Annotated in this window: 13 protein-coding genes; 7 read left to right on the top strand and 6 right to left on the bottom strand. The window is 39.5% G+C overall.

Annotated features, from left to right (window positions below; translation table 11 throughout):
* Positions 1-487: 487 nt before the first annotated feature.
* Positions 488-1,114 (bottom strand): LysE family translocator, encoded by a 627-nt coding sequence (locus KFZ56_RS04940; RefSeq protein ID WP_222640636.1) that lies wholly within the window; start codon positions 1,112-1,114, stop codon positions 488-490.
* Positions 1,115-1,353: 239 nt separating this feature from the next.
* Between KFZ56_RS04940 and KFZ56_RS04935 the strand changes: the two genes are divergently transcribed.
* On the top strand, positions 1,354-1,899 hold the full coding sequence (locus KFZ56_RS04935; protein WP_222640635.1) for an isochorismatase family protein: 546 nt from the start codon (positions 1,354-1,356) through the stop codon (positions 1,897-1,899).
* 561 nt (positions 1,900-2,460) lie between these two features.
* The gene (locus KFZ56_RS04930) at positions 2,461-4,152 is read left to right on the top strand and encodes a flotillin family protein (RefSeq protein ID WP_222640634.1); all 1,692 of its coding nucleotides are present in this window, start codon (positions 2,461-2,463) and stop codon (positions 4,150-4,152) included.
* Between the two features lie 209 nt (positions 4,153-4,361).
* Here the strand turns inward: KFZ56_RS04930 and betA are convergent, their stop codons facing one another.
* Positions 4,362-6,041: a choline dehydrogenase gene (betA, locus tag KFZ56_RS04925; protein WP_222640633.1), complete on the bottom strand. Its 1,680-nt coding sequence runs from the start codon at positions 6,039-6,041 to the stop codon at positions 4,362-4,364.
* 259 nt (positions 6,042-6,300) lie between these two features.
* Positions 6,301-7,782, bottom strand: coding sequence for a betaine-aldehyde dehydrogenase (betB, locus tag KFZ56_RS04920; RefSeq protein ID WP_222640632.1), 1,482 nt, complete (start codon positions 7,780-7,782; stop codon positions 6,301-6,303).
* A 365-nt stretch (positions 7,783-8,147) separates the two neighbouring features.
* Here betB and KFZ56_RS04915 point away from each other — a divergent pair, with 365 nt between their 5' ends.
* From KFZ56_RS04915 to KFZ56_RS04900, 4 genes are all read left to right on the top strand, one after another.
* Positions 8,148-9,047, top strand: a complete 900-nt coding sequence (locus KFZ56_RS04915) for a glycine betaine ABC transporter substrate-binding protein (RefSeq protein WP_222640630.1) — start codon at positions 8,148-8,150, stop codon at positions 9,045-9,047.
* A 278-nt stretch (positions 9,048-9,325) separates the two neighbouring features.
* The gene (cudC, locus tag KFZ56_RS04910; RefSeq protein WP_222640628.1) at positions 9,326-9,898 is read left to right on the top strand and encodes a choline uptake/conversion transcriptional regulator CudC; all 573 of its coding nucleotides are present in this window, start codon (positions 9,326-9,328) and stop codon (positions 9,896-9,898) included.
* 275 nt (positions 9,899-10,173) lie between these two features.
* On the top strand, positions 10,174-10,515 hold the full coding sequence (locus tag KFZ56_RS04905; RefSeq protein ID WP_222640627.1) for a YxeA family protein: 342 nt from the start codon (positions 10,174-10,176) through the stop codon (positions 10,513-10,515).
* Positions 10,516-10,831: 316 nt separating this feature from the next.
* Positions 10,832-11,431, top strand: coding sequence for a short chain dehydrogenase (locus tag KFZ56_RS04900; protein WP_222640625.1), 600 nt, complete (start codon positions 10,832-10,834; stop codon positions 11,429-11,431).
* A gap of 210 nt (positions 11,432-11,641) precedes the next feature.
* On the opposite strand, the gene KFZ56_RS04895 is transcribed toward KFZ56_RS04900, so the two are convergent.
* From KFZ56_RS04895 to KFZ56_RS04885, 3 genes are all read right to left on the bottom strand, one after another.
* Positions 11,642-12,019 (bottom strand): iron chaperone, encoded by a 378-nt coding sequence (locus KFZ56_RS04895; RefSeq protein ID WP_222640623.1) that lies wholly within the window; start codon positions 12,017-12,019, stop codon positions 11,642-11,644.
* Between the two features lie 160 nt (positions 12,020-12,179).
* Positions 12,180-13,247, bottom strand: a complete 1,068-nt coding sequence (locus tag KFZ56_RS04890; protein ID WP_222640621.1) for a hypothetical protein — start codon at positions 13,245-13,247, stop codon at positions 12,180-12,182.
* Positions 13,248-13,307: 60 nt separating this feature from the next.
* Positions 13,308-14,495 (bottom strand): hypothetical protein, encoded by a 1,188-nt coding sequence (locus KFZ56_RS04885; RefSeq protein WP_222640620.1) that lies wholly within the window; start codon positions 14,493-14,495, stop codon positions 13,308-13,310.
* Between the two features lie 368 nt (positions 14,496-14,863).
* Here KFZ56_RS04885 and KFZ56_RS04880 point away from each other — a divergent pair, with 368 nt between their 5' ends.
* The gene (locus KFZ56_RS04880) at positions 14,864-15,415 is read left to right on the top strand and encodes a TetR/AcrR family transcriptional regulator (protein WP_222640618.1); all 552 of its coding nucleotides are present in this window, start codon (positions 14,864-14,866) and stop codon (positions 15,413-15,415) included.
* The last annotated feature ends 88 nt before the right edge of the window (positions 15,416-15,503 follow it).

Below are 15,503 nucleotides of genomic sequence, written 5' to 3'. Positions count from 1 at the left end.
GAATTACTGGTAACGGTTACAACGTTGATGATCGCCCCAATACCTTTCAAGTTTTAAGGGCTTTCTCACCCAAAAGGGCTTTTTAGCTAATCGTTTTCATTTCTTTCCCCTTGAAATAGTACTTAACACTAAGTTAATTTAATGCTATCTATGTTGTCAACTTTTTTTGACAACAATGTTCACAATAAAATAACTTTCAAAATGCTTTTAAGTTTATTCCGGAATGCTTCTAATAATTTGAGACGTAATTGGTGGAGTCGTTCGATAGATTATCCAAGTTCCAGTTGATGTTCATAATCTTTTGCTGGAAGTGATATGATTTGCGTTCCAGAATTATTGAACTTCTGCTTTCTGTTTATGGCAGAATAAAATTACATAATTCGGCAGCGTAAAAATACTCAACTGCCGATGTAATAAAAGAGCCTTGCCAGTACGTCATATAAAGCAACCTTGAAGAGTAAATCTTTTAGTATATCATTTTTCAATGTTAACCACTATTAAACACAGAAAGACCTATTGATAGTGCAAAACCAATCAGTATCAAACCCAATGTGTTATCGAACCATTGCTTATAAACAAAATAAAATCTTCTAAATTTCATATTAGAGATAAAGAACGCGAAAATAGCATAGAATAGAAAAACAATTAGGATAACGATAAAACCATATAACCAGCTCATATATATGGGTGTACTTGTATGAATAAGTTGAGAAAAAACACTTAAAAAGAAAAGGGCTGAGTTTGGATTTAATAAGTTACACATAAACCCTTCGGAAAAGCTATTTTTAATCGAATGATTTTTTGCTGGTTTTCCTTCTGTTGGTTCATTTACAACTTTAGATTGGCCTCTAATTGTTTTCCAGCCTAACCAAACTAAATACAATGCACCCAATACTTTTATCGTATTAAGTAAAGAAGGAAACATTTCGATCAATATGGCAAATCCTAAAATTGTATATGCAATGTGAATGATTAAAGCAGTTGCGACTCCTAATGATGTAGCAACACCTTGGCTTCTTCCAGATTGTAAGCTATTTTTAATCAGTAGAATCAGATCGGGACCCGGTAATAGAGCTGACATAATTCCAACGATAAATGCGTTAGTTACGGCCATTAGGCGCACCTCCTATTATATAACATTCCTAGAATATAACATCTTGTAGATGTCTTAGCAATAGCGTTTGTATATAAAAGGGATAGGCTACTTCCAAAGAAACATCGAGTCCAATTCTGTTTTGCATCAAACGATATGTTCTTCTTATCCACTGGACAGAAAAACGAACATCACGTAGACTGAAAAGCAAAATCTTTTCTGCTTTCATGCGGGGTAACCTTTAAAGGAGCTGAGATCATTTGCTAAATCATGAAAACACTGTATTTGTGTTAGTTGACGTGCAGGGAAAGCTATCCAAAATTGTCCATGATAGTGAAAGGGTCATTGGGAACCTATCAACATTGATACAAGGACTGGACATTCTTCATATTCCAATCCTTTGGCTTGAACAATATCCTGAAGGTTTAGGAAAAACCAATGAAGCATTATCAACGTATTTAACAGGAGCAGGACTTGAAGCCATCCATAAAATCACGTTCAATGCAGCCAAAAACCAAACATTTATGGATGCTTTGGAAACAACGAAACGATCGCAAATCTTAATAGCAGGGATTGAAACGCATATTTGCGTATATCAAACAGCAGCCGGCCTGAAATCATGGGGATATGAGGTGGAGGTTGTGGCAGATGCTGTCTCCTCTCGCACCAATTGTAATAAAGAAATTGGACTACAAAAAATGCGAGAATTAGGCATTTTAACCTCCAGTGTAGAAATGGCATTATATGAATTAATGGAAACAGCCGACGGACAGCATTTTAAAGACATCTTGCCGTTACTGAAATAATCGGGGTAAAAAATAATCGTTATCCATGCAATTGAAGTTTTGTGGTATAGCTTTCAATTGTTGTACATACAATGAATCACTGTTATTTGTTTCACCAAGCATTTGACTGTGAAACGGCAGTAGTTGAACACTTTTGTTTTGCCCCAGCCTCAGGATCTTATCTATACAACTCTATAACATTCTGCTATACTAAATTTCGTAAAGCTAACATAAAAAGAGCACGAAAGATGTATATTTATCGATGTCTAAATGCTGGCCAGCACATGAATTTAGGTCAGACGGATCTACAATATGGACCACAATCTATGAAACTTTTATGATATTATTAGTGATTCTATCGCTTACCACGATGATGTTTAGCCGACTTCACACTTTTTCCTATATGCATCACATCATCTGGTTCATCATTGTGATCGATGTCAGTATCCGATTTTTTAAAACATCAAACAACGTACATAAGCCTATTTTAAAAACCACAAACAACTCATTGCGCTATATCACCATATCGCTCAATTCTAACATGTTTAAATAAAAACCCAATCAAAGGAGAGAGAAAACATCATGTTATTTTTTAGCACTGCTGTAACCATTATTATCATCCTCGCCGTTCTGGCTTTAGCTGTATTCCTTTTCTTTAAATGGCGATTTAAACTTGCTTCCTCCAATGAAGCACTTATTATCACCGGGACCCGGCTTGGCGATCCCGAAAAGGATAATCGCATTTACAAAGATAATGAAGGACGCTATATGAAGGTCGTCCGAGGGGGCGGACACCGGCTTAAAATGTTCCAAAACTCCACGAAAGTCGATTTAAAATCTTTCCAACTGGAAATTGAAACACCAAAAGTCTATACATCACAAGGTGTCGGTGTATATGGGAAAGCCGTCGCCAGCATCAAAGTAGCGGACACCTTGCAAGGCATTGTGCGCTACGCCGAGCAATTTCTAGGTAAGAAAGACAGCGAAATTCACGATGAGGTAAGTAACGTCCTCAGCTCCAATTTACGTGCGATTCTTTCTAAGCTATCCGTTGAACAAATCAACCAGGACCGGGAAAGTTTCAACAGCCAAGTCACGGGAATCGCCCAAGATCAATTGGATCGTATGGGTTTTGTAATCACATCTTTCGGTCTCGCTGACATTTGGGACGATGATAACTATCTGGAGAACTTAGGACGACCACAGACGGCTAGTGTCAAGAAAACCGCCGACATTGCCGAGGCGGAGAACAAACGCGAAACGGAGATCAAGCAAGCCGAAGTCAACGAGGCGGTCTCCAAAGAACAATACCAGCGTGAAATGAATGTCGCTGACTCCAGGAAGGAAAAAGACATCAAAGAATCCCGCATCGCCGCTGAAACACAACAAGAGAAGGCAAAAGCGGATGCGTCCTACGACATGGAAATGGAAGACCGTCAACTCGAAGTGAAAAAACGTAAACTCGATATTCGGGAACAGGATAAAGAAATGGAACTACGCCTCGCCCGAAGAGAACGCGAAAACGAAGTGGAAATGGAAAGCAAGCAGGTCGAAGTTCGGAAACAACAGGCCGAAGCAGATTATCTTAGCGAAGTACGACAGGCACAAGCAAATGCGGAAGCACGTAAACAGGAGGGTCAAGCGGAGGCTCAAGTCATTCGAGATAAGAGTGAAGCTGAAGTAGAAGCACTGAGAAACCGTTCTGAAGCTATGAATAAATATCGTGAAGTTGTCTTAATGGAGAAAATGATGAATATGATGCCAGAGTTTGCTCGTGCCGTCAGCGAATCCATGGCTAACGTTGAGTCCATTCGTATCATGGACAGCGGTAATGGCGGACAACTTGAATCACTTCCCAAATCCGTCACCAATATGGTTGCCGGTTTACAGGAAAGTCTCGGACAAATGACTGGTTTCGATTTAGAAGGAATGCTAAATAACATATCCGGAAAGACCCAAAATCAATCATCGACACTAGCAGAGGCAAACATCACACCAGCAGATCAACATGAAGAAAATACGACATCACAGGAAAATGAAAAACCGGGGCAATATCGCGATGCAGACGAATCCGATAACCCGGAAACAAAACCGCATGATGAGGAGAACAGCGAACCCGAAATATCCGACGAACAAAGCATCTGGAGTACCATCGAAGAAAACTTTCCAGACGCATCAGACGAAACAAAGGAAGAAATAAAAGAACGATTACGCGGTGTCACACCAAGCGATGCAAAAAACATGATTGACCGTTTCCGAAACGAGAAAAAATAAACATCACATGATCTAAAGCGAATCATCCCCGGATGGTTCGCTTTTTTCATTGCATAAGAAATTATAACATTTTGAGGGTAATGTGTTTCGCATGAAAGTTCATGTTCAAAAAACTAAGCGAATGCGAAAAGGGCCAGGCATAACCTGCCAGTGACCCTTTTTATTGATTCTCTGATTTACAATTAAACAAGTAAATATGAACCCGCTTCTCAGACGGTACCTGCTTCCGCTGCATGAACCCCGTGGCGGTAATAGTCTTTATGTTCCGGCTTCATTGGTCGTTGTCCTCGGATAATGTCTGCTGCTTTTTCTGCCAACATCAACACAGGCGCATGGATATTTCCATTCGTCGTATGTGGCATAGCAGATGCATCGACGACGCGGACATTGTCCAGCCCATGTACTTTCATGGTCAATGGATCAACCACGGCCATCGGATCAGAAGCGGGCCCCATTTTTGCCGTGCAAGATGGGTGAAGTGCCGTTTCTGCATCTCTTGCTACCCACTCCAGAATTTCCTCATCGGTTTGAACCGAGGAACCAGGTGAAATTTCACCAGTACTGTAAGGGGCTAACGCTGGCTGAGAAAGAATATCACGCGAAACTTTAATTGCTTCTATCCACTCCCGTCTATCTTCTTCGGTAGACAGATAGTTAAAAACAATACTAGGATGCTGAAAAGGATCACGTGAACGTATCTTCAGCCTTCCTCTGGAGTTGGAATACATGGGTCCAACATGTACTTGAAAGCCATGATCCGTCTCCGCTTTTTGCCCATCATATCGAACAGCAAGCGGTAGGAAGTGAAACATCAAATTCGGATAATCTACATCTTCATTCGAACGGACGAATCCGCCACCTTCAAAATGGTTCGATGCTGCCGGCCCAGTACGTCCAAGTAGCCATTGTAAACCGATCCAAGGCATTTTTGCTTTATTTAAACTAGGTTGTTCGGAAACGGGCTTCGGACAAGCGTGTTGAATATATACTTCGAGATGGTCTTCAAGGTTTTCACCTACACCCGGCAAATCAACGACCGGATTAATGTCAAGTGATCGCAAATGATCAGCGTCCCCTACACCGGATAATTGTAGTAACTGTGGTGTATTGAATGCTCCACCAGCAAGAATCACTTCGCCTGCATTAACATGATAGGTTTTTCCATTCTTTTGGTATGTCACGCCATCTGCCCTCGTACCATTAAAATTAATATTGGTGACAAATGCACGCGTCTCCACGTTTAGATTTTTACGTCGCATTGCTGGGCGTAAATAGGCGCGTGAAGCAGAAACCCGTCTTCCATTATGCACTTGGCTGTCAAATGGGCCAAACCCTTCTTGACGAAAGCCATTTACATCAGGGGTTCGATTATAACCAGCCTCAACAGCCGCATCGAAAAAAGCTTGAAATAAAGGATTCTTTGCCGGCCCTCGCTTTAATTTAATGGGCCCATGATGGCCGCGGTATTCATCAGATGAATCTGCGCCAAAGGTCCTCTCCAGTCGTTTAAAATATGGAAGACAATGGGCAAAGTCCCAGCTTTCCATACCTGGTTCAGATCCCCACCGATCATAGTCCTTCGGGTTGCCACGCTGATATATCATGCCATTGATGGAGCTCGATCCTCCAAGAACTTTTCCCCTGGCATGTGCGACCTGCCGTCCACTCATATAAGGCTCCTCATCGCTTTCATAGATCCAGTCATAGAAACGATTGCCTGACGGGAACATCAACGCTGCCGGCATTTGAATAAACAAATCCCAAAAATAATCACTACGCCCCGCCTCCAGAACAAGAACGCTGCAATTTTTATCTATACTTAGACGGTTTCCGAGTACAGAACCTGCACTGCCACCGCCAACGATTACATAATCGTATGGTTGACTCATCTGAAATACCTCCTTAAAAATAGTAGAATAAAATACAGGATATTAGAAAACTTGGTTGTCACTAACCTTTTGGGTGACAACCTTAGTTGCCCTTATGCAGTAAGAAAGTATTTTATTTTCTTATCTGCCAAAGGAATTTGGAAAACACTCATCTAAAAAGTTCTCATCACTAGTGACATAGATTGATAGAATTCCCATTTAGAATGATCATTTATTATTAAATTTATTAAATATATTTTTAACAAATGAAGTAAAAAATTTAGTTAAACCAATGAATAGGTTCAGGTTGTTTGTTACGATAAATATGTTTAACTTCAGTGTATTCTTCCAGCCCTTCATGACCAAGTTCACGGCCAATGCCTGATTGTTTATAACCACCCCAAGGCGCTTGCGCGAAATAAGGATGGAAATCATTGATCCAAACGGTACCCAAACGCAATCGTGCTGTGACAAAATCAGCCTTATCCAAATCTTGCGTCCAGACAGCGCCAGCCAAACCATAAATCGTATCATTCGCTAATTTGACAGCTTCCTCTTTGGATGAAAAGGTTTCTACGGTTAATACTGGTCCGAATACTTCTTCTTGGACAATGCGCATATCGTTTGTACAGTTTGTAAAAATGGTAGGTAAATAGAAAAAGCCGTTTTGCAATTCAGGATCATCCGGACGCTGTCCGCCGGCAGCTAATGTAGCACCTTCGTTTTGACCGATATCCACATACTGTTCCACTTTTGCACGGTGCTGGGCAGAAATGAGTGGGCCACTCTGTGTGCTTTCATCAAAACCATTCCCCAATTTGATGCGTTTCGTTCGCTCAACAAGTGCCTCCACAAATTCATCGTGAATGCTTTCCTCAACCAGAAGTCTGGCTCCTGCAGAACAAACTTGGCCAGCGTGGAAAAATACAGCATTTAAGGCCTGATCAACCGCTGTTTCAAAATCGGCATCGGCAAAAACGATATTTGGATTCTTGCCACCAAGTTCGAGTGCTATTTTTTTCACATTATGGCTAGCTGCTTGCATGATTGTCTTACCGGTCTCAATGCCACCGGTAAATGAAATTAAATCAACATCAAGACTTGCAGCTAGTTCGGCACCTGTTGATGCCCCGGGACCAAGCACTAAGTTGGCGACACCTTTTGGAATGCCAACCTCTTCGATGAGTTGAAAGACTTTCACCGTTGTTAACGGTGTGATCTCACTCGGTTTCACAATAATGGTGTTCCCTGCTGCCAATGCAGGTGCAATCTTCCACGCAGCTTGCAATAAAGGATAATTCCATGGTGTGATTTGGCCACAAACGCCAACAGGCTCGCGAACAACTTTACTTTCACTGTCCGGCATCGGTGATTGAATGACTTCACCACCATTTTTATCCGCCAAGCCACCAAAATAAAGAAACACATTAGCGATGTCTGCCATATCATCGCGACTTTCTTGGACTGTTTTACCTGTATCCAACGTCTCCAATTCAGCCAGTTCTTCTAAGTCTCGACGAATCAAATGCCCTATACTGTAAACGAATTCCCCGCGAACACTAGCCGGTAATGTACTCCAGCTGTCTTCATCAAAAGCCAGCCTTGCTGCTTGAATGGCTTCTCGCGTATCTTCTTCATTTCCCTCTGCAGCAGTTGCAATAATTTCTTGATTGTAAGGGTTAATGATATCTCGTGTTTCACCGGATTTGGCATTTACCCACTCCCCATTTATATACATGCGTTGTAAATTCAAACCATCCATCACTCCTTTAGGGTAATTAAATTGTTAAATTTGTTAAATAAAAATTTAATATTATTAATAAAACTATCTTACCAGTACTTTTATTCCCTTGTCAAACTCCTGAAAAAAAATGAAAAAGTTGTACACCGATAAGACAATGCAAAAGCAAGCAAAATTATATTTTCGGATTTGACAAAATATAATCTTTCGTTATCCTGTTATGTAGAATTAAACATTTAAAATTTATTGAATGTATTAACTTCATTTAATAAAAGGAGGCTAAAATTCATAATGTAAAACAAAATAGCTAATAGCACTTTTGGCAAGAGTGTGTTGCTCAGATCGATAGTTGCCAAAATTTTAATAAGAAAGGTGTATAACAATTAATGCGTTTTCGCAAAATAATTCAATTAACTTTATTTATGATTACACTTTTTGCACTAGCAGCTTGCGGTTCAACTAGTGAAAGTGATGGTTCGAGTAGTACAACGGGCGAAACAAACGAAAACGAAGGAGCAATCACAATTGGGCAGATTAATTGGCCTGAAAATATTGCCGTAACGAATATGTGGAAGGCTATTTTGGAAGATGAGGGTTATGACGTGGAGTTACAACTCATTGAGATGGGTCCCCAAATGTCCGCTGTAGCTGAAGGTGATTTAGATGTAGCACCGGAAGTCTGGTTACCAGTGCAAGATAAGAATTATTATGAACAGTATAAAGACGAAGCTAATTTCTTCGAAGAGCCTTGGTATGATAATGGGAAAGTTGGATTGGCCGTTCCGGCGTTTATGGAAGATATAAATAGCATTGAGGATTTAAATGAAAACAAAGATACATTTGAGGGCGAAATAATTGGATTTGAGCCTGGGGCAGGAACCATGTTAACAACAGAGGAAATGATGGAAGAATACAATCTTGATTATGAATTAGTGGAGAGCAGTGAAGCAGCGATGATTACCTCCGTTATAGATGCAGCTGAAACGCAAGAACCTATTGTTGCACCGCTATGGAAACCACATTATGTGTTCTCTGAAGTAGATTTAAAGTTTTTGGAGGATCCTAATCAATCCTTTGGTGAAGTCGAAGAAATTTTTATGGCAACCCGCGAAGGATTTGACGCAGACTTTGAAGAAGTTAGTGAATGGCTGACAAACTTTAAATTGGACGACGACCAGCTTGGTGAATTAATGATTGATGTTCAAGATAATGAAGACAACCCTATGGAAGGCGCAGAAAAATGGGTAGAAGAAAACCAAGATCTCATTGACGGATGGATGGAATAAACGTAAGGGAAAGAGGCAACGTTAATAGGCGTTCGTCTCTTTCCCTTTTTGCGTTTGGACGTCTTGGGAAATTTAAGTTGCATCTATATCCTATTCATTATAAAATAAAATTAACATTTAATACATTATGAATAAATTTAAGCACAAAAGATGTTTCATGCTCCTATTGTTATTAGAAAACTTGGTTGTCACCAAGCTTTTGGGTGACAACCTTAGTTACACTTATGGAGTAAGAAAGTATTTTATACTTTCTTATCTGCCAAAAAAGAGGTGCCATAATGGAAGGAAATCGGAATAATTTTAATGACGAAAAAGCCAAAGAAAAAATCGGCCAAGCTGAAGGTCTAATGGTTAATACGTTTTCAGAAACGATGGACTTTTATGGTGTTACGCCTTCAGTTGGTCGCCTGTATGGGATGATGTACTTTAAACATCAGCCAATTACACTGGATGAGATGAAAGAAGCACTCGGCATGAGCAAACCAAGCATGAGTACATCTGTTAGAAAGCTTCAAGATATCGGTATCGTTCAAAAAGTATGGCAAAAAGGATCAAGAAAAGATTCATTCATGGCTGAGAAAAATTTCTTTAATTATTTTTCTCATTTCTTTGGCATGAAATGGGAACGGGAAGTAAGTATGTTTATGGTTAGTATTCGAAAAGCCCAGGAACAACTAAATGAAGTGATTGAAGATAAGGAAACAGATGAAGCATTACGAGAAAGAGCTAAGCTGGATTACCAACAGCTTGATGAAGCCATGGTCTATTATCATTGGCTGGAAAAGCTCATGAAACTCACAAAATCCGGCGAAATCTATAATTATATACCCGTGGAAGAGGCAGATGAATAGGTGGTGCCTGTCACTTCCCGTTTTTTGTCGAATAATGATGTCTGAATAATTCGGGGGCGGTTCTCAACTTTGTAGGAGAACTGCTCTTTTTTTCCGTTTGTGGAACGGAAAAAATACAGATCAGGCCATCTCGCGTCGGCCTCTTTCAGCTCTGTGACTCCTTAATATTATTATCAAGTGACAACATTGAAAGGTATTTGTTAGGTAAATCGATGTTGACTTTTGAATTTATCTTTTATAATTGAATTTATTCTAATTATAAAGGATGATTTGTGATGAAAAAATTACTTATTGTAAGTATGGGATTTGCCATATGTTTATTGTCTGCGTGTTCGCTAGAGTCACTGCAAACAATTGGTTCGACTAAATATTATGTGGAAATTGATGATGATGGTGAGGAATATACAGAGTCGAATAATACCAGATATGAGTATAATTTGATGGGTTTTGATGAGGATGGAGAGGAAAAAGAGCTCTCTTTCACAGCTGGGCATCAATTAAAACAAGGTGCTTATTTAAAGGTGCATTACAAAAAAGATGAAGTAATTACCTATGAAGAGGTGGATGCTGACGACGTCCCTAAAAAGGCACAGGAGTTATTGGGAGAGAAAAATTAAGATTGATCCCATGGAGTTTATATGGAGAATAGCACCTGAAAATGGATGTTTGACTATGCTATTTTGATAGCCAAAATTTCAGATGTGCGACCTGGACAAACAGGCGCGATTGTTTCATAAATCAAGCCTCATCTCTCGTTCAAACGAAAAAGAGATGAGGCTTGATTTGCGTACTGTACGTGTAAAATAACATTAAATGTAATATATAAATCGTTTAAAATGATTGTTTCGATCAGAATAATTCATTTTACTGATTTATAATATTATTATAGAATTTAAGTATTGCAATAATAAATAAGAAAGAAGGTTGACCATTATGAAAGTCTTATTAATCGGGGCTACCGGGCTTTTAGGAAATGCTGTAATGAAAGAATTAGAAGAAAAACACGACATTATTCAAGCAGCACGGCACAACACTGATGTCAAAGTAGACATTACGAAACCTGATAGCATTAAGAGGATGTTTGAACAGGTCGGAAAAGTTGATGCAGTGATCAGTGCAACAGGAGATGCCCATTTTGGGCCGCTGGAAGAAATCACGCCAGAATTAAATGAAACAACCATCGAAAGCAAATTAAAGGGACAAGTCAATCTTGTATTACTTGGCATGGATTATGTGAATGATGGTGGAAGCTTCACCTTAACAACCGGAGTCATCATGGATGAACCCATCTATCAAGGTGCATCCTCTGCAATGGCAAATGGAGCTGTAAAAGCCTTTACAAAATCCGCAGCAACCGAAGCACCCAGAGGAATACGAATCAATAGCGTCAGTCCATCGGTGTTTCAGGAATCGCCAGAAGGGCTTCAAGCGTTCTTTCCAGGGTTTGAAGCCGTTCCACTAAGCAAAGTAGCATTGGCTTTTCGAAAAAGTGTAGAAGGTGTACAAACCGGGCAAAGTTATGAAATTTACTAAAGTAACCCTTCTTCATGAAGCAAATTATGAGAATGGGTTATCCGAGAGAATAAAAAAATACTAAAAAACTCCAATCCCAATTTCCTTATGTTACCAAGGAAATTGGGATTGGAATTCAACAATATGAGCCTCTTAAAATGTGTTCGCGCACAAAATTTTCTGTAATGTTAGCATTGGTTCAATGAATATTATTTGATATTCTAAGAAGTTCTAACAAGAAGTGTCAGCATCAGCTCTCCACCTATCAACAGCCTTTTGCACAAAATCTTTAATCCCGCTATCATGCAAATTTACTGATCTTTTTATGCGTACACACCCTTTTCCATAATCTAATCCGCTCAGCAGCCCCTTGGCATTTTCTATTTTCTCAATCGCACCTACATATAGACTCACATAAGATTTTTGAGCGTTCAAATGAAACAATTTAGAGGAATCATTTCCATAACAAAGCATTTTGTACTGGATGCCCTCCTCGAGTTCAGGCGCATTTTTTAAAATAAATTGTCTTACCATTAATAGCTTCTCTTTTCTCCAGTCATCGTCTAGTAATTCCATATATTCCTCTGGCGTTTTAGCTTCATATTGCATGTTAGCCTCCATAAAATCTTTTTATATTTATCTTATCATTTTTACCGTGATTGCTTCATCCAGAAAATAACCCCATTTCATAAAAGAGACAATTAATAAGCTATATACCTTAAAAACTAGTCCCTGCATATTTACGATGCCTGAACTGACCTGAACCTGCCTATAAATTATAATCCAGTTTCATCGCGTAATCAGGAAACATTAACAATGCAGGGTTGGCATAATATAATTGCACATTTTCAATTTCATTGTTGGAAATCTCGAGGTAAATATCTCCGGTTAATGTTTCACCTGATTCGACATTGGCATCTGCCGATTGGTGAACGTCAATCCAGTTACCATCTAAAGAAAAATCTATACTGTGCGTTATTTCCTCATCATCTATCATAGGTGTTGGAACCCCTTTTGTGATTTCTATTTCTTCGTTTAACGTATTTTCAAATTCCGTATTCAAAACCAAAAAGGAACTGTCATCCATGCTAGGATTGAGGCCTTCCGCCTCTTCTTCTATAGTAATATCATTAATAGTTACTTCTAAATAACCATTGTCCCCGTGATCAACCGGATAAATAGCTTCTCCTAAATCGTAGACACCGATTTTATCTTTTCGTTCTGATTGCGGTGTGTGGAAGATAATTTCCGGAATATCTTGTGTCAAATTCCAAAGCAACGCTGATGTGTATTGATCTTCCTCCCTGGAAGCAACGGCGCCTACCAAGTCTAACTCTTCCTCTGGTTCAAGCTGATGATTAAAGGATTCTAAGTAATCTGTGAAATTGTCATTTTCAGGATACGTTACATCTATTTCCGTGTTCGCTGCTGTATAGGTAGGCAAAAGATCTCCTAATCCAATCTGCGTATCGCTCATGTTTTTCACCGTATAATCAACAAATGTAACATTAGCGTCGTCTTCCGGAGAACTCACTTTTTCTTCAATAAATGCCTCATGGTCATCACCGGGCTCTGTCCATATATCATGAACGGTGATTTCTGCTTCGGCATCCGCATAATACGCCGTCATTTCAAATGTTTCCCCAACTTCATGATACAGTTCTTCCGTTGATTCATCTTCCTCCCCATTCTCATCATCATTCTCACCATTTGCTTCGCCTGCTGTTTCTTGCGTCTCGTCCGGATCCTCTGTTTGTGTGTTGTTATCATCATTACTTCCGCACGCACTTACAACAAGCAAACATGCGAAAAGAACAACGAACATCGTTTTCTTCAAATTATAACACTCCTAACCTTTCATTTTTTTACTCAAGCTTCCTAGCATGTGACGCATGCATTACTCGCCATCTCGTACATCTTCCATTAACCAACTATAAACATAACTCTCATCCACCGTTGCCAATGATTCTTGATCAAAACCTTGTGTGTAATCCGCGTATTCTGTTGTAAACCGTAAACCAATGTATTCCACATCATCCTCTAATGGAATATACGGGCTTAAAACCACTTCTTCCCCTGGCTGTAGTTCTTGATACGTTACCGCTCCTTCTGCTTCACGCGCATAAGCCGTTGTTGATTGAACGTCATCTCCCTCTTCCGGTTTTTTGTACAACAGATCAATATATGACTTCGCATCCATGATCATCGGGTATTCTCTATCATTTTTTACTTGCATTTCCACTTGCATGAATGTGGAGCAATCCCGATTCTCTCCGCAATAATCTTCTGCCGATTCACCATTTATGGATGAAACATCTTCCGCGCCAAGCAATGTTACCTTTAAACCACGCATATCATATTCCTTTCCAACCTGAGCGTGACGCTCTCGATTATCCACAAAAGGCATGAGGTATGCTCCCTTTGGAATAATCATATGTTCATCGTGTGCGATAGTATCTAGGTCCATTTGTGATTCATCTAAATTTTCCCAATTTTCCCCATATTCATCACGGTCCAGCGTCAATTCATAGACAGGAAAAAGGGTATAATCTTCCTCCCCAGCTGCACTTTTGTATGGATAATACCAACTTAGATTTATTTGATCAACGTCGACCGTATCATATGTAAATAAAAAATCCAGGATTTTCTTTGTGCGCTTCATGGCACTTACATATGTATCATCATAATCTTCTCCAAGTTCCCCAATCAAACTTAGTTTGACCGAGCGTCCAGTAGCATCGTCCTCATACCGGATCGCATTGGTTGTATTATAAAAACGTGTTAAGTTTCCATCGGTTTCCTCTAAACCTACGGTGTGCTGGCCATCTTCTATATCTGCGCTAATATTGGACCTGTAACCAAATTCCTCTACAATGTAACGACCTGTATCACGTACAATCCCGTCTACGTGACCAGCCTCATAAAAAATATCATCAGGAACACTTTGATTTGATGTTTCTTGCGATTGATTTTCTTCTTGCTGATTACTGTTGCTATCATCGTTTGATGCCGCTCCATCATCTCCACATGCAGTCAATAAACAAAGCAAAAAAATCATACCAGTAACAAGTATTATATTCCTCATCCGTTCTCCTCCCCCATTTTCACATTCAGCAAAACCATCTTTCATTATTACAAACCTTTTCATGATTTGCAATGCTCGATAAATATTTAGGTTGATTTCATTCCACAATCTGGACTGTTGGCGGAACAATCCTTTTTAACAAAGACCTTTTCGTTTTATAAAGAAGTTGGTTGAACACTATCAGCGTAATTGACCAAAGTGGCTATGGAAATGATTTATAGGAAGAAACCACCCTCGCGTGTTCAGAAGAACAAATCAAAACGTTGTACGTAAATTCAATATAATTATATTTATAATGGACGACCTTACATTCTGGACGGTATAATAAAAGCAGAAAGTTACTCAGAACAATTGAAAGGAATAGGTTTATGGCTAAAAATGACACACGTTCTAAAATTCTCAAGTCAGCAGCACATATTGTACAATCAGATGGCATATTGAATTTAACACTCGAAGCTACAGCAGAGAAGGCCGGCGTAAGTAAGGGAGGACTTTTATATCACTTTCCGTCTAAAGATGCCTTAGTCGCCGGTATGGTACAAGATCCCATGCAAAGTTATATCAATAATATCGAAAAGAACGTTGATCAGGATACGGTACAGCATCAGAGAGGAAGATGGACACGTTCGTTCATCAAAGGAACATTCGGGCAAAGAAATCCGGATAAAGACATGGACGCTGGACTAATGGCGGCGGCTACCATCAATCGAGATTTATTGAAGCCTGTTCAAGATGCTTATGAACATTGGCAGGATCATATTGACAACGATGGCCTCGATCCCATTAATGCCACGATTTTAAGACTGGCCGTGGATGGTCTTTGGTTTTCCGAAATTTTTGATTTGGCTCCATTAGAAGAAAATCGCCGTCAACAAGTTCTAGAAAGGCTCCTTCAGTTAACAAAAGAGGACCAAAGATAGAGCAGGAAAGTATTATCTTCTTACTGCTATAGTGAGATAAATAATGAGAAGAATAAATCCGAAAGCCAACAAGTTTTTATGTATGCTT

Origin of the sequence: Virgibacillus sp. NKC19-3 (assembly GCF_019837165.1) — a bacterium.
Lineage (GTDB): Bacteria > Bacillota > Bacilli > Bacillales > Amphibacillaceae > Virgibacillus_L > Virgibacillus_L saliphilus.
This window is presented reverse-complemented; position numbering and strand designations above follow the sequence as displayed.

Coding starts and splice junctions, on each gene's coding strand:
- KFZ56_RS04915 (WP_222640630.1), top strand. CDS start 8,148: ATGCGTTTTCGCAAAATAATTCAATTAACTTTATTTATGATTACACTT.
- KFZ56_RS04900 (WP_222640625.1), top strand. CDS start 10,832: ATGAAAGTCTTATTAATCGGGGCTACCGGGCTTTTAGGAAATGCTGTA.
- KFZ56_RS04905 (WP_222640627.1), top strand. CDS start 10,174: ATGAAAAAATTACTTATTGTAAGTATGGGATTTGCCATATGTTTATTG.
- KFZ56_RS04940 (WP_222640636.1), bottom strand. CDS start 1,114: ATGGCCGTAACTAACGCATTTATCGTTGGAATTATGTCAGCTCTATTA.
- KFZ56_RS04885 (WP_222640620.1), bottom strand. CDS start 14,495: ATGAGGAATATAATACTTGTTACTGGTATGATTTTTTTGCTTTGTTTA.
- KFZ56_RS04880 (WP_222640618.1), top strand. CDS start 14,864: ATGGCTAAAAATGACACACGTTCTAAAATTCTCAAGTCAGCAGCACAT.
- betB (WP_222640632.1), bottom strand. CDS start 7,782: ATGGATGGTTTGAATTTACAACGCATGTATATAAATGGGGAGTGGGTA.
- betA (WP_222640633.1), bottom strand. CDS start 6,041: ATGAGTCAACCATACGATTATGTAATCGTTGGCGGTGGCAGTGCAGGT.
- KFZ56_RS04930 (WP_222640634.1), top strand. CDS start 2,461: ATGTTATTTTTTAGCACTGCTGTAACCATTATTATCATCCTCGCCGTT.
- cudC (WP_222640628.1), top strand. CDS start 9,326: ATGGAAGGAAATCGGAATAATTTTAATGACGAAAAAGCCAAAGAAAAA.
- KFZ56_RS04895 (WP_222640623.1), bottom strand. CDS start 12,019: ATGCAATATGAAGCTAAAACGCCAGAGGAATATATGGAATTACTAGAC.